The organism is Bacteroides mediterraneensis (genome assembly GCF_016900355.1).
GTDB lineage: Bacteria > Bacteroidota > Bacteroidia > Bacteroidales > Bacteroidaceae > Phocaeicola.
On record NZ_JACJKA010000002.1, the window covers coordinates 84,339 to 106,775 of the forward strand.

Here is a 22,437-nt window from a genome sequence, read left to right on the forward strand (position 1 = left end):
CGAAGGGTGGGTAAATGTGAATTGCTATAGAAAATCATTCTAAAAATAAATCAGGGCCACGAGCCTTTAAGATACTTGAATACACGAACATTTAGTATGGGTGCCTGGAAAATGACTTCCCCGACCTCATAAGCTATTTGATGATTTTTTAATTACTCGATGTGACGCAGTCCGTACCCTTTCAAAATGGCTTGTTGTCTTTCGAGTCAGGATAAGTTCTTTTTGAAAATTCTGTAAGTCCGGTTATGGACAAGGTGGAAACTCCGTCTTTGGAAGTAATGGATGCACAGAAAGATGAAATAAAGATTTGTTTAACTTAAACCTAACAGGATTATGAGAACAAGATATCCGTAGTCTGTCATTCTCAGTTTCCTATTCTACATGTTCGTTGCGGAATACAGGTGAAAATGCACACTTTTGTTTACCTTTAAAAATCTATTAAGAATTATGCGAGAAAGAAATTTTCCCCACGTACGAAATCTTTTGCGTATAAGATTTACCGCATTATTACTCGTACCATCGCTGACTGTAGTCAATGCAGCAAGTTTATTCGTTCCTGATGCTTTTCCTTCGGATGAAGTGGCCTCCATACAGCAGAACCGAAGTATAAAAGGTGTGGTGATTGACCCTAAAGGCATACCTGTCATTGGTGCAAACGTATTGGTCAAAGGTACTACAGTGGGAACCATCACCGATGTAGACGGACGGTTTACCCTGGATAATGTACCCGCTTCCGCTACGTTGGTTGTTTCCTACATAGGCTTTCACACCCTGGAAGTTTCTGCCAAACAGGCTTCTCCCCTCAAGATTGTGTTGAAAGAAAACCAGCAGGCATTGGATGAAGTAATTGTAGTAGGATATGGAGTGATGAAGAGAAGTGATGTGACGGGAGCTATTTCTTCTGTCAGTGAAGAGAAACTGGCCAAACAACCCGTATCCAACATTTCAACTGCATTGCAGGGACTTGCCACAGGAGTTTCGGTTACTTCTAATTCTGGAGCACCGGGCAGTGCGGCTACCATCCGAATCCGAGGAGTCGGTACTGTAAACGATGCAGAACCGTTGTTTGTGGTAGATGGAATGCCGGTGACAGATATTAACTATTTGAGTACATCAGACATTCAGTCAATGGAAATCTTGAAAGATGCTTCTGCATCTGCCATATATGGTTCTCGTGGGGCCAACGGTGTCATTCTTATCACTACCAAGAAGGGTACGGTAGGCAAGACGACCGTGACGTTGGATGCTTACTGGGGAGCCAGTAAGATTCTGAACAATCTGGACCTGATGTCTGGTCCGGAATGGTATGACTATCAGACGGAACTGAACAAATATAGAAGCGCGCCTATTGATTTGGGACTTGTGAACAGGAATACCTCTACAAATTGGATGGATGAAATTTCACAGACTGGATTTATGCAGAATTACAGTGTGGGCGTAAGTGGCGGAAAGGCCGACGACTATAAATTCAATCTGGGACTGAATTATATCAGCCAGGAGGGTACCATCAAACGGACTAAGTATGAAAGGTTTAACGTACGTCAGAGTTCGGAAAAGACTGTGGTGAAAGATCATCTTGTGGTGGGTACCAACTTGTCTGTGGCAAAGTCTGCTGCTACAAGCATCAGCGAGTTTAAGTCTAGCGGAATGTATGATGCCGACTATGGAGTGATGAGTAATGCCATCCGTTTGGATCCGGTGACTCCAGCTCAGAATCCGGACGGCACATACGGATATTCTCCTTATATTGATTACTATAATCCGCTGGCAAGTGTGATGTATGGAGATAGAAATATCGATAAGCTGGCCGTCATAGGCAATATGTATGGAGAATGGCAGATTATCAAGGGACTGAAGTTCAAGAGCAGTTTCGGCGTGGAATTCAGAAGAGTGGACAGCAAGAGTTTTTCTCCTGTGTATCAGGTTTCCAACAGTCAGAAGAACTTGGAAAGCAGTCTGTCGAAAAGCCATATAAACGGAAGTTATTATACGTTTGAAAATACATTGTCGTACGATCGGAAATTTGGTGACAAACATTCTCTCTCTGCCATTATCGGTTACACGAACGAATGGGGAAAAAGAGAGACCCTGGGAGTAAGTGGATATGATTTTATCGGCGAATCGGAAAATCTACAGTATATAGATGCTACCTTGGACAAGAACAAGATAACAGGAAACAATAGTGCTACGGAATATGGCTTGATTTCCTATCTGGGTAGAATTCATTACGACTATGCAGACAAGTACCTGATTACTGCTACCTTCCGACGGGATGGTTCTTCCAAGTTCTCAAAGAGCAACCGATGGGGTAATTTCCCTTCATTTGCACTTGGATGGAGAATTGACAATGAGGAATTTTTCAAGAAAATGAAAGCCAACTGGATTTCATCTCTGAAACTGAGAGCAGGATGGGGACAGATTGGTAATCAGAATATTGGTAGTTATGTAGACCGTAGTTTGTTGTCATTGTGGGCACAGTATGGCGCTTTGTTTGGTGCACGTGAGAACGAAACGTTGTATCAGGGTATTGCAGTGAGAAGACTGGGAAATCCTGACATCAAATGGGAAACCACAGAGTCGTTCAATATCGGTTTGGATGCTAGTTTCTTCAACAGCCGGATGATATTCAGTTTTGAGTATTATTATAAGACTACGAGAGATATGTTGCTTGCAGCTCCTATGCCTGTATATATGGGATATTTTGATAATACTTATACCAATATTGGAGAGGCAAATAACCGGGGTATTGAGTTGAATCTGGAATGGAGAGACCGGGTTCGGGAATTTGAATACAATATAGGTTTCAATATGTCTACTATCCGTAACCGCATGACCAAGCTGAACGGAGGTACCCCTATTTCTGATGGTGAACTGCGTCAGCAGTATGTAACCTATACCAATGAAGGCATGCCTATCGGTGCGTTTTGGGGCTACAAGACCAACGGACTTATCCAGACTCAAGCACAGTTGGATGCCGTGAAGAAACCTGGGGTACAGCCTAATGCTGAATTGGGAGACATTTTGTTTGTAGATACGAATGGTGACGGCCAGCTGGATGCCAACGACAAATGCATGATAGGTAATCCTATTCCTGATGTGATATATGGCTTTAATGTGTCAATGGCTTGGAGAGGATTCGATCTGAGCTTCCAATTGGGAGGAACTTTGGGTAACGAGATTTTCAATGCCATGCGTTATTACACCTATTTCCCCAATGATATAACCAATAAAGACCGGGATTTGCTGAACTACTGGACTCCTCAGAATACGAATACGGATATTCCTCGTCTCACTGGTACCGACGTCAATGACAATGACCGAATTTCTGACAGATATGTAGAAAACGGATCTTATTTGCGTCTGAGAAATGCGCAGATAGGTTATACCTTGCCTTCGTCTATAGCCAAGAAGATGAAGATGCAGAATGTACGTTTCTATATCAGTGGTCAGAATCTGTTTACAATAAGTGGATATAGCGGTCTTGATCCTGAAGTAGGTCAGTCTACATCTTTGTCAAGAGGAGTGGATTATGGTATCTATCCTCAGTCTAGAACTTTTACTGGTGGTATTAATATTACTTTTTAATTGTACAGGCTTATGTTAAAGAATAAATATATTATAGGAATTGCATTTGCCGCTATATGCGGATTCAGCAGTTGTGTAGATTTGGATATGGCGCCATTGGGTAGTCTTGAGGCTGGCGAAGTGCAAGATGAACGACAGGCTTTCCTGCGTTTGGCGGCTGTGTACTCAGACATGAAGGATTTCCGTTATACCTGGTCCATGCAGTGCTTTGGTGATGTATTGTCGGAGGATGCCACATATAGTGGCTCGGCCAATGATGCGGCTACCTTTGAGCTGATGGAGAGTTTTCAGTATCCGGCGGATCATAATGAGATTTTGAACAAATACAAGCAGACTTATCAGTGCATAAACAAGGCAAATTTGATTATCCGTGACTTGGAGGCTGTTTCCGATGAGATGTTTTCTGAGTATAACAGAGAGCAGATGATAGGAGAAGCAAAGTTCATTCGCGCGTATTCTTATTTTGAACTGGTAAAGACATTTGGGGGAGTTCCGCTTTATACGGATGTATTGGGATTGGATCATGAAAGATTGGGACGTTCTACTCCTGAGCAAGTTTATGCAGTAATAGAGAAAGACCTTCAGGATGCGGCTGAGGTGCTTCCTTTGAAAAGTGAGATTCCTAATTATGAGAAAACGTATGCAGGACGAATCACCCTCGGAGCTGTTTATGCGATGCAAACCCGTGTTTTCCTTTATGAAAAGAAATATAATGAGTTGAAGAAAGTATTCGAAGAGAAAATCTTGCCTTTAATTCCACAAGAGTATGATTTGATGCCTAATTATGCGGATATATTCAAACTGTCGGGAGAACATTGCATAGAATCTATCTTGGAGGTAAATATGTATAACTCTACCACCCAGTCTTCATGGAATGTAAACAATGGTAACCGTCATGTACTTATGTCCATGCCTCGAAATATGACCATCGGATTTGGTTGTGCACAACCTACACAGGCATTGGCCGATGCATACGACGCAGCAGGTGATACGGAGAGAAAGAATGTCACTTTGTTGTCTCACGATGAGGCGATAGCGATAGAAAAGGCAGCGAAAGGAGAAGACATTCCGGCCATTACGGATGACAGAACAGGCTGGTATAATCGTAAACTTTATCTTGCTCCTGATGAAAGAGAAGAAAACAGGGGCAACAACCAGCCTACCAACCTCCGATTGATTCGTTTGGCAGAAGTCTATTTGAACTATGCGGAGGCTTGCTGTAAGACAGATGATCCGACTACTGCAACGGAATATCTCAATAAGATAAGAAATAGAGCACATTTGCAGGATTATCCGAATAATCCTGGCGATGACAACCTGGACTTGTTTGAGGCTATCATGCAAGAGCGTCATTTGGAACTGGCGATGGAAGGATTCCGTTTCTTTGATGTAGTACGTGTAGGATGGGGCGAACAGGTATTCAAAGAAGGATTCAAGAGTGCTATCGGCAACTACCAGCCGTTTAAGGCAGGAGCAGAAGTGTTGCCTATACCTCAGATTGAGATTGACATCAGCAACGGAGTAATCAAGAATTGATGCACGGTGTATCGTTCTTGAAAGTCGTTTGTGTGGAATCTTTTTGTTCTATATTCTTATTAAAATAACAGATATGAAAAAAATATGTTTGTTTTGCTTGTTCCTCATTGCAGTATCATTGACCGGTGAGGTGCTTGCACAAAAGAAGAAACCTCGTATCGGAATTGCAGGTATCCAGATAGAAAACAGTGTGTTCATGCCTAACCGGCAATCCATAGTGGGCATGCCGGTTAGGATGCCCGACTATTTAAGTCCTGATTCTGTGATGGGTCAGTCGGCCACATGGCTTCCCGCCTTGATAGGCAGGGGAGGTGGCAGAGGTCCGGTCACGAAAGAGTCGTATGATGCGTTTGTGGAGAAGTCTCTTGAGATTATAAAGGCCAATATGCCGTACGATGCTTTCTGGTTTTATAACCACGGAGCATGTAGTGTGGAAGGAGTGTCCGATCCGGAAGGTGAATTTATGGAAAAAGTGCGCAGCTTGATTGGTAATGATGTGCTGGTGACTACCACTATGGATTTGCACGGCAATGCTTCTTGGCTTGTGGCATTAAATTCAGACTTGATAACGACTTATCGGAAGGCTCCTCATGATGATGCAAGGGAATCTCACCGACGCGGTGTCGTTCATTTATTGGAGAGACTGGAATCTGGTAAAGGTCGTCCAGCCTATAAGGCATGGGTGGCAGTTCCGGTTTTGCTTTCAGGTGAATGGACCAGTACACGTGTGGAACCTGCAAAATCATTGTATGCCATGATTCCGGAAGTAGAAGCAATGCCGGGAGTAATAGATGTAGGTATCTGGATTGGTTATGTATGGGGAGACGACCGGCGTAATCAAGGAGTTGTAATGGTGTATGGAGATGATAAGGAACAGGTGGAAAAGGGCGCTAAGAAACTGGCTCAGAAGTTCTGGGATGTTCGTCGGCAATTCTCGTTGGAAGCTCCAGGGTATGAATTGGACAAGTGTCTGGATTTGGCTGTGGCCAGCAAGAAGAAGCCCTTCTTTATCAGCGATATGGGAGACAATCCGGGTGGAGGTGGCTCTGGTGAAGTCACTTGGACACTGGCCAGAGTGTTGAAACGTCCTGAGTTTCAGTCCCCAAAAGGTAAAACGCTTCTTTACTGTTCTATACCAGGAGATGAACTGGTTGAATCTGCCCGTAAGGTTGGAGTAGGTGGACAGATAGAAGGTTATGTCGGTGCGATGACCGATAAGGAATATGAGGGCCCGGTAAAACTGTCGGGAACAGTCGTATATGTCAGCCCTGAGGAGAAAAGCGATGAAAAGAGCTTTTACAAACGGAATATTGCGATTGTAAAGACAGGAAGTGTTTATGTGGTAGTGGGTACTTCTTCTCCTACACCCAACCTGGAAGGCTCCGGTATCGATCCTAAAAAGATGGATATAGTCATGGTTAAACAAGGTTATCTTGTAAGCCGTTGGTATAACATGAAGGCTGACTGGGTAATGGCTCTGACTCGCGGAGGTGTAGATCAGGACTTCAAGAAGCTTCCTTACAAGAATATTGTAAGACCTATGTTCCCTCTGGATCCTGATATGCCCGATCCTGAACTGAATGTGATATTTATTCCTTCTGCTTTACATCTGTATGGCAGATAATCAGTTTCCTTTATAAAACAACAGAGGCCGTCTCAAAATGAATTGAGATGGCCTCTGTATTTTTTAATATTATGGATGTGGAGAATCAGTCTCTATAATCTCCGTTTGCCTTAATCAGTTCAATCAGTTTTTCCACGGCCTGTTCTTCCGGAATGTTCTTTTCAATACATTCCTTCTTTTTGTACAGGCTGATTTTACCTCTTCCGGCACCTACATAGCCATAGTCGGCATCGGCCATTTCTCCCGGGCCGTTGACGATACAGCCCATGATACCGATTTTCAGTCCCTTGAGATGGGAAGTGGCTGCCTTGATACGGGCGATGGTCGATTCCAGGTCGTACAGGGTACGTCCGCAGCCCGGACAAGAGATGTATTCGGTCTTGGAAGTACGGATACGTCCTGCCTGCAGGATACCGAAGGCGGTTTCGTCCACTTTCAGGTTGCTGATTTGGTTGCCGTGGTTGTAGAGCAGGATACCGTCGCACAGCCCGTCGATAATCAGGGCACCCATGTCGGCGGCCGACTTGATTTGCAGGTCTTCCGTTTCACTTTCCTGATAAAGCTGGAAGAATACCAGCGGGTTTTTCAGTCCCTGGTTCATCAGCTGGTGGGCCAATGCACGGAACTCACCGAGGCGGTTGTAATGGTTGCTTTGGGCTACGATGACCACTTCCGGGTGCAGGCGCAGACACGCCATCACCTCTTCGTTCAATCCGAGGTAGGAAGTGAAGAGGAATTTCATCTTGGCCGGATGGTGGTGCAGTTCGATGAGCTGCTGGTAGTTGAAAGCCGGATAGGTATGCTCGCTGCCGTCCCAGGCGCAGGCATCCACGATGTAGCCGATGTCGGCTCTCCGGTTTTCCGGTAAGCGCTGTCCGCAGTACAGGTAGTCGGGCTTGAACTGTTCGCTCACTTCCAGATCGTTGTTCAGACGGGCAGAGATGACTACCGGAAGTTGGTCGCCTCCGATGTTACCTACGGCTACGGTTTGTCTGCGGCTGGGATGTGTGTAGTTGAACTCCGGAGCTTCGGTGGCTGGAATGTAAGGGTGTCCTTCGCGTTTCAGCACGTAATCCACCAGCTTGCGGGCTACCGGGATTTCGGCTTCGGGGGCCTCACTCAGGGATACGCGGATGGTGTCGCCCAGTCCGTCGCACAGCAGGGCACCGATGCCCAGGGCCGATTTGATGCGTCCGTCTTCTCCGTCACCGGCTTCCGTCACTCCTAAGTGGAGCGGGAAGGCCATGCCCTCTTTTTCCATCTGTTCCACCAGCAGGCGGACCGTACGTACCATGATGACCGTGTTCGAAGCCTTGATGGAGATGACCACGTTCGTGAAATTCTGTTCCACGCAGATGCGCAGGAACTCCATGCACGATTCTACCATGCCTTCCGGGGTGTCTCCGTAGCGCGACATGATGCGGTCGGACAACGAACCGTGGTTCACACCGATACGGATGGCCGTGTGGTTCTCCTTGCAGATGTTCAGGAAGGGAATGAAGCGGTCGCGTATCTTCTGGATTTCTTTTGCATACTCTTCGTCCGTATATTCCAGTTGCTTGAAGGTGCGGGCGGCATCTACATAGTTACCCGGATTGATGCGTACCTTTTCGGCATACAGGGCCGCTACCTCAGCCACTTTCGGGTTGAAATGCACGTCGGCAATCAGCGGGGTCTGGTATCCCTGGGCGCGCAGGGCGGCGTTGATGTTCTTCAGGTTTTCCGCCTCACGCACGCCTTGAGTGGTGAGCCGCACGTATTCACCTCCCGCCTCGATGATACGCTTGGCCTGCTCCACGCATGCCTCGGTATCCATGGTGACGGTGTTCGTCATACTCTGTATACGGATAGGATAAGCGCCACCCATAGGAGTGGCGCCCACATATACCTCGTTCGCCTGTCGGCGAGAATAGTTGAAGTAATTCATTCAGTTAGTTGGTCTTATAAGCGTATTTGACTTCTTTCAGCTCTTCGTTGGCTTTGACGATTTTGTTCTTCAAACCTTCCTTGTAAGCTGCAAACTTCTGGGCCAGTTCCGCATCGCTCAGGGCCAGCATCTGTACGGCCAGGATAGCCGCATTCATGGCACCGTTGATGGCAACTGTAGCCACGGGGATTCCGGGAGGCATCTGGATGATGGAGTAGAGTGCGTCTACGCCGTCGAGTACCGCACCTTTTACGGGAACTCCGATGACTGGGAGGGTGGTGTTGGCTGCAATGACTCCCGGCAGTGCGGCAGCCATTCCGGCAGCTGCGATGATGACTTTGAGGCCACGTCCGGCAGCTTCCTTCGCAAATTTCTCCACTTCAGCTGGAGTGCGGTGAGCCGACAGGGCATTCATTTCAAACGGAACTTGCATTTCATCGAGCAGTTTAGCAGCCTTTTCCATGACGGGAAGGTCAGATGTACTGCCCATAATGATACTTACGATTGGTGTCATTCGTGAATCTGTTTTAATTATTCGTTAATAATCTCTTTGTAGGCTGCCGCATCCAGCAGTTCGTTCATTTCGTCGGTATTGGTCGGTTTCAATTTGATAATCCAGCCTTCGCCGTAAGGATCTTGGTTTACCAGTTCAGGATGTTCTTCCAGTTGTGGGTTGACTTCCATCACTTCGCCGCCGATGGGGAGGAACAAATCGGAAACGGTCTTTACTACTTCTACAGTACCAAATGTTTCACCTTTCTCCAGTGTTTCACCTTCAGTCGGTACATCGATGAATACGATATCACCTAATTGTTGCTGTGCATAGTCTGTAATGCCTACATAGGCAATGTCGCCTTCCAATCGAATCCATTCGTGTTCGTTGGTGTACTTGATGTTAGTTGGGAATTCCATATTGAGTGAATTTAAAGTTTAAAATTATCTGTCTTCAAATAAACAAAATTCCGATGATACCACAAAATAAACCGACCAAAAACCCACCGGCCACTTCCTTTAAAGTATGTTGTTTGACGATAATCCGGGCCGAACCGAGCATGCCGGACAGAAGGATGAACACACAGAGCCATTCCACCGGATTGAACTGGAAGATAAAGCTATAGGACAGCAGACCGCCTATCATCAGTCCTCCGCTGGCCATGTGCGTACTGATTTTTACCCGAGTATTGATCAGGGTACAGATGACCATGCAAATCAGGGTGGCCACGATGATGCCGCTCATGTAGCGGGGCAGATGGATATGGTACATGGTGAGCAGGCAGGCCATGTAACTTAGGATGGTCATGCCATAGGGAATGAAGCGTTTTTCGCGGTGTCCCAGTTCATGGAGTGTCCATCCGTTGATCTTCTGGAACAGGTAGATGCCTAACATAGGCATCAGGATGGTGAAGCAGTACACGAGTGCCAGTATGGTCAGCTTGTACTGGAGTGGCATGATGCTCAGATAGGTAAAGAAAAAGAGCAGGCAGAATGCCACGAAAGGTACCATGAACGGGGTAAAAATCATCGAGATGATGCGTGCTGCCGTGAACAAGGCATCCTTCGGCCTTTCTGGGTCGCGGGAGGCCGGATCGTGATAAGTCAGTTCATCAGGAATACTGGTTTCTTCCATATCAAATAAGTTATCTTCTTAATCTTGCAACGGGAATGTTCAGCTGCTGACGGTACTTGGCTACGGTGCGTCGGGCAATAGGGTAGCCTTTCTCTTTCAGCATGTCGGCCAGTTCGTCGTCGGTGTAGGGCTTTTCCTTGTTCTCGCTGTCTACGCACTCCTTGAGGATGCGCTTGATTTCGCGGACGGAAAGTTCCTCGCCGTTTTCGGTGGTATAGCCGTCGCTGAAGAAGAATTTTAGTGGATAAATGCCGAAATTGGTTTGCACATACTTGCTGTTGCTCACACGTGAAATGGTGGAGATGTCCAGTTTGGTACGTTCGGCCACGTCTTTCAGAATCATCGGACGGAGCAAAGACTCGTCGCCTTCCTCAAAGAACGGGCGTTGCAGGTCAATGATGGCTTGCATGGTGCTGAGCAACGTCTGTTGGCGTTGCTTTACCGCATTGATGAATCCCTGGGCGGCATCCACTTTCTGCTTGAGGAACATCAGGGCATCTTTCGATTCCTTGCTCTGGTTCTGCTTGTTGCGGGTATGCTCGTCGAGCAGTTCTGTGAATTCCCGACTCAGACGCAGTTCCGGAATGTTCCGGTTGTTGAGGCTCAGATGGATGGTGCCGTCGTCTTCCGTCTCCACCAGGAAGTCCGGGATAATCTGCTGCAGGTTTTTTCCGATAGCTTCTCCCATGGAACTGCCCGGACGTGGGTTCAGCTTGGTCAGCTCGGCCGTAGCCGCATTATATTGTTCTTCAGTGATATTCAGTTTCTGGATGATTTTCTCCTTGTTCTTGCGCGTGAAGTCGTCACAGCATTTCCCGATGATGTCCAACTCGATTTGTTTCAAGGGCGAGTCTTCTTTTCGGCGAATCTGGATGAGAAGGCATTCCTGCAGGCTTCTGGCTCCGATACCAGCCGGATCGAAGTCCTGAATGATGGAAAGCACATGCTCCAGTTCTTCAGCCGTGGTATAGATACCTTGGTAGATGGCCAGTTCGTCCAGCAAGGTTTCGGTTGACTTGCGGAGTAGACCGTCGTCGTCGAGTGAGCCGATAAGATATTCTCCTAATTGTTTCTCTTCCGGCGTGAGGTGCTGCATGTCGAGCTGTTCTTTCAGGGTTTCGTAGAATGACACGTTGTCTGAAAAAGGAATGTCTTCTGCCTGGTCCTCTTTCGAGCGGTTGTTTTCCTGCAGTTTATAGTCTGGGATATCATCTTCCGTGCGGTAATCGCCCAGCGAGATGTCCTCTCCCGTGTCAGTATTCGGTTCTCCGTCCTCGTCGGTGGTGTTGTAATCCTCGTTGAGGTCATCGGAAGTGTCGGGAGTTTCTTTACCTTCTTCCAATGCCGGATTGTCCAGCAATTCTGCGTGAATCCGTTCTTCCAACTCCAGCGTAGGGAGCTCCAACAGTTTGACAGCCAGTATCTGTTGTGGAGATAAAGTCTGTACCTGTTGTTGTGCTTGTGTCTGCACCTGACGTGAACCTTGTACCATTTTTCTACTTAAATCTGATGAACTGCGTGCAAAAATAATAATTTAAATGAACAACACAGCAAAAGGAAAAATTTTTAATACTGAAAGCTGCTGCCTCCCAAGAACTCTCTCAACAGGGAAGTGGGGGGAAGTTCCTTGTCCTGTACCGATACGAAATAGTTCAGAAATCGCAACAGACGATGAGCCTCAGAATATTCTGGACAGCGGTTGGGGACTTTTCGCAAGACGGGTTCCACATAATCTTTCAGTACGGCCAGTTCAAAGAGCAGGGCCGAATTGAACATGGCATCAGCATTCTCCTGATAGGGGAAAATCCACTTTTCTTCTCCGGCTCTTACGCTCGGCCAGCGGGCGATGGTTTCTTCGGCCGAATAGTTGCGGTACTTGTAGTCGCGGATAATGCGTCGGAGTAACCGGTTGTCGGTGGTCGGAATGTAGTTGTGGTTGTCGAGCAGAATGGTGGTCAGGGCCGACACGTAGATTTTGTATTTGTTTTCTGCTGGAATATGCGGGGTCAGGGCCGGATTCAGGCCATGAATTCCTTCAATCACCAGAATGGTATGTTCGTCTATCCGGAGTTTCTTGCCACTTTTCTCCCGTTTTCCGGTTGTGAAATTGTAGCGAGGTAGTTCCACTTCCTCTTCATTGAGTAAGGCGGTGAGCTGTTTCTCGAAGAAAGGCAGGTCTACGGCATAGAGGGATTCAAAGTCGTGTTTCCCGTTCTCGTCCAGCGGAGTATCTTCACGGTTTACGAAATAGTCGTCCAATGAGATAGGGTAGGGTTTGATTCCGTTGGTCATGAGCTGGATACTCAACCGCTTGCTGAAGGTAGTCTTTCCGGAAGAGGATGGTCCGGAAATCAGTACCAGTTTCACCCGTTTGCCGTCTTGGTTGCGGTGAGTAATTTCATCGGCAATTTGCGCGATTTTCTTTTCCTGCAAGGCTTCCGACACGTTGATCAGGTCGGTGGCATGCCCCTCGTTGCAGGCCACGTTCAGGTCGCCTACCGTACTGATGCCTAAAATCTGGTTCCATCGGTGATACTCCTGAAACACTTCCAGCATCTTTTCCTGTTTCACTACCTCCTCCAGTTTGGTCGGGTTGTGATGGTCGGGAATGCGGAGCAGCAGTCCGTCGTAGTATTTCACAATGTCGAACAGGCGGATGTATCCGGTACTGGGTACCAGGCTGCTGTAGTAGCAGTCTATGGTGTCGCCCAAGTGGTAGTAATAAGAATACAGCTGTCCGTAGGTGTCAAGCAGTCGGGCTTTGTCGTGCATGCCCCGTTCCTCAAACAGCCGGACTACCTCGTCCGTGTGACTTTCGGTACGCACGTAAGGAATGTCGGCTGCAATGATTTCCTGCATCTTTTGCTTGATGCGCTGCACGTCGTCCAGTCCGATGGTACGGTCAATATGTAGTTTACAGAAATAGCCTTTTGAGATGGGATGTTCCAGGGAAATGCTTCCTTGCGGATAAAGTTCTTCCACCGCTTTTACCAAGATGAAAAACAGCGAACGGACATAGGTCCGCATACCCGATGGATTGGTAATGTCCAGAAATTCTACGTCTTTGTTGTAGTACACTCGGAAGTCGAGACTTTCTACCTTATTGTTTACTTTGGCGCTGACTGGGCCGTAGGGCATAGACAGATTAAAACCGTTATAAATATCCAAAAGTGAGCATCCCTCAGGGAAATCTTTTGTTAAATTATTATTTTTGCAATATATTTGTAGCATAAATGTAATATGTGTTACTAACCGTGTGAATAGGCAGTTAATTTACTCATTAAACAATTAAAAGCCTCTTTCCTATTTAACTAATTACAAATGGAATATTCTTTTTATGATTTTTTAGCGCTTCTCGGCTCGTTGGCGCTCTTCCTTTATGGAATGAAAATCATGAGTGAGGGACTTCAGAAGTTTGCGGGCGACCGACTTCGCAGTATCTTAACCGCAATGACTACGAACCGTGTCACTGGAGTTCTGACCGGAATGCTGATTACTGCCTTGATTCAGTCGTCGTCTGCCACTACCGTGATGGTGGTCAGCTTCGTAAACGCCGGTTTGTTGACACTCTCCCAGTCTATCGGAGTGATTATGGGAGCCAATATCGGAACCACCGTGACAGCGTGGATTATTTCGGCTCTCGGTTTCAAGGTAGACATCTCCGCCTTTTCTCTGCCGCTTCTGGCCTTTGGTATTCCTTTATTGTTTTCGCAAAAAAGTACCCGAAAATCCATTGGGGAATTTATTTTCGGTTTCGCTTTCTTGTTCATGGGCTTGAACTTGCTGAAGACCAATGCGCCCGACTTGAGCCAGAATCCGGACATGCTGGCCTTTGTGCAGAACTATACGGATATGGGATTCATCTCCGTGCTGCTGTTTGTCTTCATCGGTACAATATTGACCATGATTGTACAGGCTTCGGCGGCCACCATGGCAATTACCTTGATTATGTGTGCCAACGGCTGGATTAGTTTTGAACTGGGAGCGGCTTTGGTGTTAGGGGAAAACATTGGAACCACAATTACGGCCAATCTGGCGGCTCTGACGGCCAATACGCAGGCGCAGCGGGCGGCCATGGCACACTTGATGTTCAACGTGTTTGGTGTAATCTGGGTATTGATTCTGTTCAAGCCTTTCCTGGCGATGGTAGACTGGATTATTACAGACTTTATGCACGTGAGTGAAGCGGACGGAGTGGCTGTTTCCTTCAAACTGTCGGCCTTCCATACTTGTTTCAATGTGTGCAACGTATTGATTCTGATCTGGTTCGTACACTTCATCGAAAAGACGGTGTGCAAGATTATTCCGCAGAAGGAACAGGAAGAGGAATATCGCTTGCAGTTCATCACCGGTGGTATGCTTTCTACGGCTGAATTGTCCATCCTGCAGGCCCGGAAGGAGATTAACCTCTTTGCTGAACGTATTCAGCGCATGTTCCGCATGGTACGCGACTTGCTTCATACCGAGAATGAAACGGATTTCAACAAGCTGTTCAGCCGGGTGGAGAAGTATGAGAATATTAGTGACAATATGGAGCTGGAGATTGCCAACTACCTGACACAGGTGTCCGAAGGCCGTTTGAGTTCGGAAAGTAAGTTGCAAATCCGGGGAATGCTCCGTGAGGTGACAGAGATAGAAAGCATCGGCGACAGCTGTTACAATCTGGCCCGTACGATTAACCGGAAGCGCCGGGGGAACGAAGATTTCACGAAAGCACAATATGAGCATATTGCTCAGATGTTCCAACTGACAGACAATGCCTTGACGCAGATGTTGGATTTGGTGAGAGATACCCATCAGCAGGTGGATGTGAACAAGTCGTTCAACATTGAGACGGAAATCAATAACTACCGGAATCAGCTGAAAAACCAGAATGTGATTGATGTCAATGAAAAGAAATACGACTACCAGATGGGAGTACATTATATGGATATCATTGCCGAGTGTGAGAAACTGGGCGACTATGTGGTGAATGTGGTAGAGGCCCATCGGGACGTGAAAGAGAAGAAAGCCTGAAAAAGAGGTCAATCAAATAAACAGTAATCCCCGCTACAGACGTGCATCGTCCGTTGCGGGGATTACTATTCTATATATTATTCTGCTCTATATATTATTCTGCGATTTCCACCCGGTTCACTTTTTCCAGCAGGAATCGATTCTGGTTCCAGTGGAAGGGCTTGTAGTCAGTATTGGTGTGGATACGGTTGCGTTTGAATACCAGTCCGTCTACCGACTTGGCATAGAGGATGGGCAAGTCGAAGGTCTCAAACTCGTTGTCCGTAATCTGGATGGCGCCCGGCTTTCCTCCGTGGAAATACTTCACCTGATGCTCCAAATCGGGAATTTCCGGATAAATGGAAATTACGGCATTGGTAAATTGGAACATGTTGGTCAGGGCATTTACAAACCGGTTGTGACGGATAATCACTTCGCGGCAGGCTCCTGTTTCATACCAGCCGTTGCAGTCGCCGCACAACAGGATAGCAGTTCCGGAGGTATGGTCAAATAAGTTGTGCTCTACCACAGTTTTTCTCGGTGTACTGAACAGAGAGCCTCTGGCGCGGTTGTTCCGGATGGTGTTGTGGGCAAAATACACCTCGGGGGTCCAGGTCAGATTCTCAATGCCGAAGGCTTCCTGGTCGTCCAGTTCCTTGGGAAGCGGTTGCTGGAAACGGATACGGAACTCCTTGGCCCCATGAGCGGTCGGCTGGTCTTGCGCCGTGATACTTTCAATGCGATTGGTTCCGTCCAGCAGTTCCATGGTTTGGGAACGGATGAACTGCACTTCGTCGCCGGCAAATCCCCAGTCGAATCCCCAGGCCTGCTCGTGCATGTAGCGTGCTAAGAGGGTATGATCGTCCACCCGTTTCGTCACCTTCAGGTAAGTGCCGTGTACATTGATGGCATCGTCCATCATTCCTTCATAAATTCCGTTCACCGATACGATTTCGCCTTTGCATTGCGAGAAGTGAGTGGCATCGGCCTGTGTCGTAAAGTAGCGTGGGTCATTGTCTCCTTTCAGGCAGACACTGAAACCGTCCATGTAGATGCTGTCGCAAAGCTGTGCCAGCAGTCCCATGCCTTGTGCGTAGTGCACTTGTATGTTTTTCAGGGTAGTGTGCGTGTTATGTGACAAGAAGATGCCCGGAGTAGGGCGATCCCAGGAACGCATGGCTACCACCGTACCTTCGGGAAGTCGTTTATCTTTCCATCGGGGCGCATAAACCAGTCCCTCACCCGCCTTGACGCAACCTTTGGTGGGGCAGCCGATGTCGCTGGTATTATATACAATGTGGTGGCTTTTCTCTTCGAAGGCGATGCCCGACATCGGGTGCAAAGTCCATCCGTCACCGTAAGTCTCAAAGATGGAGTCTTTGGTCAGGCGGTATTTCACCCACGAAGCAGGGCGGAAAGTGATACCTTTGTCGCCTTCATTCTTCACAATCTGTACTTGGGCAATGTGCGGGTTCTCAAAATCAATGCTGAAGTCTTTCAATGTACAGTTTGTGCTGCGCAGGAGGGAAAGTGGAATCATCTGTCCGTGGAAGACAAATTCGGCTCCGTTACCTTCCAGCGTGATGGATTGCAAGTCCTCCAGGGCGAGACCCACCTTCTTGGGATTGGTCTGGTCGTGGTTAGAAATATAATACGTGCGTTCTGCTGCACCTTCTGGATAGAAATGATAAGTACCGCTTTGGAAACGCAGCACCAGTGTCTCACCTTTCTTGGCTTCTTTCTTGATTTTTGCCAACGCTTTCTCCATGCGGGCCGACATGTTGCTTTTCTTCTCGGGAGTAATGCCGAACCGAGCCATGTTATACACTTGCTGGGCACATACAGGTAGGCAAAGGACCGTGGCCAGCAGCAGGCATCCTAATCTTATTCTCATAGTTTATGAATTAAGTATTTAGCACTATAATTAATGGCAAAGGTAAGTGTTTTCTTCTTTTATTGTAAATTTTAGTGGAGTAGTTTATTGGCATAGGGAGAATATGGTTGGTCGGACCCTATTATGCGTAATGGAGGAATGTATAAATAATGATGTATAATAAATTATTTTGCTTATTTTATTCACAAGTTGTATTTGAAATAAGATTTAATGATTTGATACTAAAATATTTTAGAGATATTGTGAAAGTATTTGATTTTTTTCTATAAATTTGCGGAGATTAAATATATGTCTATTCTATTAATCTCAATAATATTATGAAAATGAGGAAAACAAACAATGTTAGCCGGCTGATGGTGTTAGCAAGTGCTTTGTATTGCGCATCTCTTCCAACATTTGCCACATCCACTGTACCGGAATCAATGGCTTCAGTTGTTCAACAAACAACCAAACTTAAGGGTGTTGTATTAGATGCAAAGACAGGTGAGCCGATTATCGGAGCGAATGTATTGATTAAAGGTACGGCTGTCGGTACAATCACTGATTTTGATGGAAATTATGAGTTTGAAGGTACGGTAGGTGCCAAACTGGTCATTTCTTTTGTGGGTTACAAATCTATTGAAGTGACAGCGACGGCTCATAACCAGACTATTAAATTGAGTGAAGATTCGGAAGCACTCGACGAAGTAGTAGTTGTGGGTTATGGTATGCAGCGTAAAAGCTCCATCACGGGTTCTATTTCTTCTGTTAAAGCGGATAAATTGAAAGACATTACTACACCGAGTGTAGCTAATATGCTGCAGGGTAAAATTGCTGGTGCGGTAGTAGTTCCTACTTCTGGTCGTCCGGGTGACGGAGTGAGCATCCGTGTGCGTGGTATTGGGTCTATCCGTGGTAATGTAGAGCCTTTGTGGGTAATTGATGGGGTTGTGGGAGCTTCTTCTGCCGATTTGAACCCCAATGATATTGAATCTATTTCTATTCTGAAGGATGGTTCGGCTACGGCCCTCTATGGTTCGCGTGGTGCTAACGGTGTCATTCAGGTGACTACCAAACGTGCCACTTCGGGCCCTTCACAAATTGATTTGTCGGCTAAGTTTGGTATTTCTCAGTTGCAGAAAGGTAATTTGGAGATGATGACAGGTGCTGAGTATTACGATTATGTGCGTACAGCATACGAAAATGCCGGCACACTGGATGCCCAGGGATGGTTACAGCCTTATCTGCGCGATCGGAACTTTGACTGGTGGGATTTGGCTACTCAGAATGCCTTGACACAGAATTATAATCTTGGCTACCGTTATGGTAATGAAAAAATTAAGGCATATTTGTCGGCCGATTATTATTCTGAAGAAGGTACCATCAAGGGATTTGATTATGATCGTTTCACCATCCGTTCGAACACTGATTATGTGGTTAATGACCGTTTGACTTTGAAATCTAAGATTTCTGCCAGCTACAAGGAGACTAACAATCAGGAATACTCTTTGGCACATACCAGCTATACACCGTGGGATACTCCGTGGGATTCTCATGGAAACATAAAGGATGGTACGCAGGGTGTGCCGACAGCTGCAGATGCTCCAACTGCCAACCCAGATGATTACTGGTATTCTGATGGAGGATCCAACTTCTTGTATGATAGATCTTTGAACTGGAGCAAGACTCGTAGCAACGGTATCGATTTGGGTCTCGGTCTTGATTTCAAGATTATCGACGGACTGACTTTTGAATCTAATAACCGTGTTGGTTTCAGTAATAACTATTCTAATTCCTACGTAGATCCTAACAGCCGTTCGGGTGCGGGAACCAATGGTTCTTACGATGACGGACAGTCAAATACCCGTTCTATCTACACCAGCCAGTTGCTTCGTTTCCTGAAGACTTTCGGTGAAAAACACGAAATCAATGCTTATTTGGGATATGATTACGATGAATATCGTTACTGGAATCTTTCGGCTACGGCGTATAAGATTTTCCAAGGAGCTGAAATTATCAATGCAGGTGCGGATGATCCTACTGCCAGTGGTACGAAGACAGAATCGAAGAATGCGGCTGTGTATTTGAATGTCAATTATTCATTCGATAGCAAATACTTGATTCAGGGTATGATTCGTCGCGATGGTTCTTCTAAATTCGGTAGTGACAAGCGTTGGGCTACCTTCTGGTCAGTCGGTGCCGGATGGAATATGCACAAAGAAAACTTCCTCAGCGGGGTAGAATGGATCAACGAATTGAAGCCACGTGTATCCTATGGTATTAGTGGTAACCAGCCGGGCGGGGCTTATGAGTGGGCCACCATCTTTGGCTACACTTCTCAGTACGCCAACGAAATTGCTTTCTTGTCCAACTATCAGGGTAACCCTGACCTGTCTTGGGAGGAAACAGCCAACTTCGATGCCGGTATCGATATCCGTCTGTTCGACCGTGTGAACATTACTTTCGATTACTATCTGAAGAAAGTGAAGAACTTGATTTACTTGCGTCACTTGCCTGCTGTAACGGGCTTCAACCGTCAGACGGCTAACAACGGTAAGATGGAAAACTCTGGTGTGGAATTGACTATTACTCCTGAATTGATTAAGACCAAAGACTGGTATTGGGACATTAGCTTCAATATGGGTTATAACCGCAACGAGGTAACTTATCTGCCCGATGGTGATGATTTGACGATGCAGGCAGTTGCAGTTGGTTATCCTTATATGAACTGGTATATGAAAGAATGGGCCGGAGTAGATACCATGACAGGTACACCGCTTTGGTTTAAGGTTGATCCTGAGACTGGTGTGAAGACCGTGACCGGTAACTACAATGACGCTACCAACGTATTGCTCGATGCTTCGCCTACTCCGAAAGTGACTGGTGGCTTGAGTACTAATCTCAGTTGGAAGGGGTTGTCACTGAACGCGAACTTTACTTTTAGTGCCGGTGCTAAGATTTACAACGGTATGCGTGCCGGGGCTCTTGACCGTGATGCAGAACGTCCTTCTCAGCCCGCTATGAGATTACCTGACGGATGGACCCGTTGGGAAAAACCGGGTGACATCGCTACGCATCCGCAGTTGAAGGCCGGTGGTAATAATGGCGCTTCTAACACTTCTACCCGTTACCTGGAAAATGGTGACTACTTTAAATTGAAGACTTTGACGCTGTCGTACAGCCTTCCCAAGAAATGGTTGCATTCGTTGAAGATTTCGGGAGCCAATATCAATGTGAGCGGAGAAAATCTGTTTACGATTACTAAGTTCTCGGGTCAGGATCCTGAAATTCTGTTGTCCTCTTCTTACAAAGGTAATGCCAGCGAATTCGGCTATCCTACCGTAAGACGTTTCACCATAGGATTGAATGTTAACTTCTAAGTAATGATAAATAATAAGATAAAACTATGAAACTGAAATATACATTAGGTACCTTGTCGGCTGCGTTTGCCTTGGCAGGCTGTAGCTTGGACGTGAATATGTACGACGGTGTGACGGGTGAGGACGTAACAGCCCGTAACATTGTGGAATTGTCGCAAGGCAGTTACAGCATGTTGAAATACGATGACGGACTGATTGATTATGGATATTTTTTCTGGGCTTACGGTGCGGACGACCTTTCATGGGGGGGGACTTCGAGCGATGCGAAGTTTGATATTTATGACTATAGCCGTAACATTAACAGTTCAATTACGGAATATACCTGGGAGTTGGGTTATCGTACCATCGGTAATTGTAATAAGGTGATTGAGATGGGAGCTGAACTTGGTTCGAACATCACCGACGAGGAAAAGGTCATTGTAGGTGAGAATTACTACCTTCGTGCCTTGTCTTATTTCCTGTTAGTGAACGAATTCGCTCAGCCTTATTCCAATAATCCTACACAGAATCCAGGTCTGCCATTGAAGCTGACCAGCGATCCGGACGACCTGCCTAAATCTCGTTCTACGGTAGCTGAAGTTTACGATCAGGTAGTAAAGGATTTGCAGGATGCCATCACTTATATGACACTGCCAGCTGGTATGTCTCCGAAGAACAGCTGCTATGCCACTAAGGAAGCTGCTCAGGCGTTATTGGCTCGCGTGTATCTGTACATGGAAAATTGGGACGGTGCTTGGAATATGGCCAATGAGGTCATTAATTCAGGTCGTTTTAATCTGTTGCAGGGTGATGATTATAAAATCTATTCTCAGTTCGTTCCTGAGGACAACTCTGAGACCATTTTTGCCGTACGTCGTACAAAACTGAAAGACGACGGTGGATATGAAAGAATGGGAGGTCTGTACATCCAAGTGGACAACAGTGGTTGGGAAGAAGTATATGCTTCTGCTCCTTACCTGAACTTGCTGGAGTTGTATTTGGATGATAAGGGTTATCCCAAGGATTTGCGTAGTAACTTCATTACCAAACGCTATGTAGAGGATGGAACGGATACTTCCAAATATCCTATTACCGGCAATCCAGAGCGGAACTATAAGGATTGGACCTTTGTGTATGCAGCCAAGCGGGCAGGTGCTAATGCCAATTATGAATACCGTCAGATTTCTGTCACCAAACAGAACGACGGAACGTATGCCATGGGTGCAGAAGATGCAGCTAATTTCCAAAGTGCGACCATCCAATCGGAACCTTATAACTTGGGAACCCGTTACTATGTGCAAGCTTCAGACGGAACGAAATATATAGGCCGTATCGAACCGCGTGTATACGATGCCAGAACTCTTCGTCAGAAGGAAGCTATGTTCTTGGTCTATGCCATTAATAAATGCTCTTATCAGGAACAGTATTACCACTTGTGGTCACCCATTATCTCTCGACTGGCTGAAATGTATCTGATTCGTGCAGAGGCCAATTTGGAGAAAGGTGGCTCTACACAGACCACTCTTGACGACGTGAACGTGATTCGTAAGAGAGCCGGTATTCCTGAATGGACACTGGAAAATATCCAGACTGCTGAAAACGGCCAGCCGAAGGATATACATAAAATCATTGAAGAAGAACGTATGTTGGAATTTGCATGGGAAGGTCTCCGTCGGTTCGACGTGTTCCGTTGGCGTCATACGCTCGACCGCAAATATCCGGGTGGACATACCTTGAGACAGGGTGACCGCTATTTGGAAATTCCTTACAACTCTCCTTCTGTATGCGAGTTCATCCCGCAGGCTCAGTATGATGCCTATCCTTATGATTTAGGACAGAACCCCTAATAGAATAAATTGGTAGACTGGGAAATAGGGCTTGCCTGCCTTTCCCGTAGAGAGGCAGGCAGCA

Annotated in this window: 13 protein-coding genes; 6 read left to right on the plus strand and 7 right to left on the minus strand. The window is 46.5% G+C overall.

Translation table 11 applies throughout. The features are described 5' to 3' along the window. The first annotated feature begins 522 nt into the window (after positions 1-522). From H6A28_RS02255 to H6A28_RS02265, 3 genes are all read left to right on the plus strand, one after another. The gene (locus H6A28_RS02255) at positions 523-3,585 is read left to right on the plus strand and encodes a SusC/RagA family TonB-linked outer membrane protein (protein ID WP_430641262.1); all 3,063 of its coding nucleotides are present in this window, start codon (positions 523-525) and stop codon (positions 3,583-3,585) included. Positions 3,586-3,597: 12 nt separating this feature from the next. Then, entirely contained in the window at positions 3,598-5,121 is a 1,524-nt protein-coding gene (locus tag H6A28_RS02260; protein WP_204474463.1) for a RagB/SusD family nutrient uptake outer membrane protein, read from the plus strand. 73 nt (positions 5,122-5,194) lie between these two features. Further along, a complete protein-coding gene (locus H6A28_RS02265) occupies positions 5,195-6,745 on the plus strand; it encodes a M81 family metallopeptidase (RefSeq protein ID WP_204478695.1) in 1,551 nt (516 codons plus the stop codon). A gap of 85 nt (positions 6,746-6,830) precedes the next feature. On the opposite strand, the gene H6A28_RS02270 is transcribed toward H6A28_RS02265, so the two are convergent. From H6A28_RS02270 to H6A28_RS02295, 6 genes are all read right to left on the minus strand, one after another. Further along, a complete protein-coding gene (locus tag H6A28_RS02270) occupies positions 6,831-8,672 on the minus strand; it encodes a 4-hydroxy-3-methylbut-2-en-1-yl diphosphate synthase (RefSeq protein ID WP_022354981.1) in 1,842 nt (613 codons plus the stop codon). A 4-nt stretch (positions 8,673-8,676) separates the two neighbouring features. Then, positions 8,677-9,186: a 5-(carboxyamino)imidazole ribonucleotide mutase gene (purE, locus tag H6A28_RS02275; protein ID WP_204474458.1), complete on the minus strand. Its 510-nt coding sequence runs from the start codon at positions 9,184-9,186 to the stop codon at positions 8,677-8,679. Positions 9,187-9,203: 17 nt separating this feature from the next. After that, entirely contained in the window at positions 9,204-9,584 is a 381-nt protein-coding gene (gene gcvH / locus H6A28_RS02280) for a glycine cleavage system protein GcvH (protein ID WP_204474456.1), read from the minus strand. 34 nt (positions 9,585-9,618) lie between these two features. After that, positions 9,619-10,299 carry a hypothetical protein gene (locus tag H6A28_RS02285; protein WP_204474455.1) on the minus strand — a complete coding sequence of 227 codons (681 nt, stop codon included), beginning with the start codon at positions 10,297-10,299 and terminating at the stop codon, positions 9,619-9,621. 10 nt (positions 10,300-10,309) lie between these two features. Then, entirely contained in the window at positions 10,310-11,791 is a 1,482-nt protein-coding gene (rpoN, locus tag H6A28_RS02290) for an RNA polymerase factor sigma-54 (protein WP_204474453.1), read from the minus strand. 74 nt (positions 11,792-11,865) lie between these two features. Further along, positions 11,866-13,539, minus strand: a complete 1,674-nt coding sequence (locus H6A28_RS02295; protein WP_204474556.1) for a nucleoside kinase — start codon at positions 13,537-13,539, stop codon at positions 11,866-11,868. A gap of 81 nt (positions 13,540-13,620) precedes the next feature. Between H6A28_RS02295 and H6A28_RS02300 the strand changes: the two genes are divergently transcribed. Continuing rightward, entirely contained in the window at positions 13,621-15,315 is a 1,695-nt protein-coding gene (locus tag H6A28_RS02300; RefSeq protein ID WP_204474451.1) for a Na/Pi cotransporter family protein, read from the plus strand. A gap of 94 nt (positions 15,316-15,409) precedes the next feature. Here H6A28_RS02300 and H6A28_RS02305 read toward each other — a convergent pair whose 3' ends face one another. Then, positions 15,410-17,188, minus strand: coding sequence for an alpha-1,3-galactosidase-related protein (locus tag H6A28_RS02305; protein WP_204478696.1), 1,779 nt, complete (start codon positions 17,186-17,188; stop codon positions 15,410-15,412). 317 nt (positions 17,189-17,505) lie between these two features. Between H6A28_RS02305 and H6A28_RS02310 the strand changes: the two genes are divergently transcribed. Next, positions 17,506-20,547 carry a SusC/RagA family TonB-linked outer membrane protein gene (locus tag H6A28_RS02310; RefSeq protein ID WP_239465226.1) on the plus strand — a complete coding sequence of 1,014 codons (3,042 nt, stop codon included), beginning with the start codon at positions 17,506-17,508 and terminating at the stop codon, positions 20,545-20,547. 26 nt (positions 20,548-20,573) lie between these two features. Beyond that, the gene (locus tag H6A28_RS02315; RefSeq protein ID WP_204478697.1) at positions 20,574-22,373 is read left to right on the plus strand and encodes a RagB/SusD family nutrient uptake outer membrane protein; all 1,800 of its coding nucleotides are present in this window, start codon (positions 20,574-20,576) and stop codon (positions 22,371-22,373) included. The last annotated feature ends 64 nt before the right edge of the window (positions 22,374-22,437 follow it).

Excerpts from the sequence above, each read along its gene's own strand:
- H6A28_RS02260 (WP_204474463.1), top strand. The coding sequence starts at position 3,598 with ATGTTAAAGAATAAATATATTATAGGAATTGCATTTGCCGCTATATGC.
- H6A28_RS02265 (WP_204478695.1), top strand. The coding sequence starts at position 5,195 with ATGAAAAAAATATGTTTGTTTTGCTTGTTCCTCATTGCAGTATCATTG.
- H6A28_RS02270 (WP_022354981.1), bottom strand. The coding sequence starts at position 8,672 with ATGAATTACTTCAACTATTCTCGCCGACAGGCGAACGAGGTATATGTG.
- purE (WP_204474458.1), bottom strand. The coding sequence starts at position 9,186 with ATGACACCAATCGTAAGTATCATTATGGGCAGTACATCTGACCTTCCC.
- gcvH (WP_204474456.1), bottom strand. The coding sequence starts at position 9,584 with ATGGAATTCCCAACTAACATCAAGTACACCAACGAACACGAATGGATT.
- H6A28_RS02285 (WP_204474455.1), bottom strand. The coding sequence starts at position 10,299 with ATGGAAGAAACCAGTATTCCTGATGAACTGACTTATCACGATCCGGCC.
- rpoN (WP_204474453.1), bottom strand. The coding sequence starts at position 11,791 with ATGGTACAAGGTTCACGTCAGGTGCAGACACAAGCACAACAACAGGTA.
- H6A28_RS02300 (WP_204474451.1), top strand. The coding sequence starts at position 13,621 with ATGGAATATTCTTTTTATGATTTTTTAGCGCTTCTCGGCTCGTTGGCG.
- H6A28_RS02305 (WP_204478696.1), bottom strand. The coding sequence starts at position 17,188 with ATGAGAATAAGATTAGGATGCCTGCTGCTGGCCACGGTCCTTTGCCTA.
- H6A28_RS02310 (WP_239465226.1), top strand. The coding sequence starts at position 17,506 with ATGAAAATGAGGAAAACAAACAATGTTAGCCGGCTGATGGTGTTAGCA.
- H6A28_RS02315 (WP_204478697.1), top strand. The coding sequence starts at position 20,574 with ATGAAACTGAAATATACATTAGGTACCTTGTCGGCTGCGTTTGCCTTG.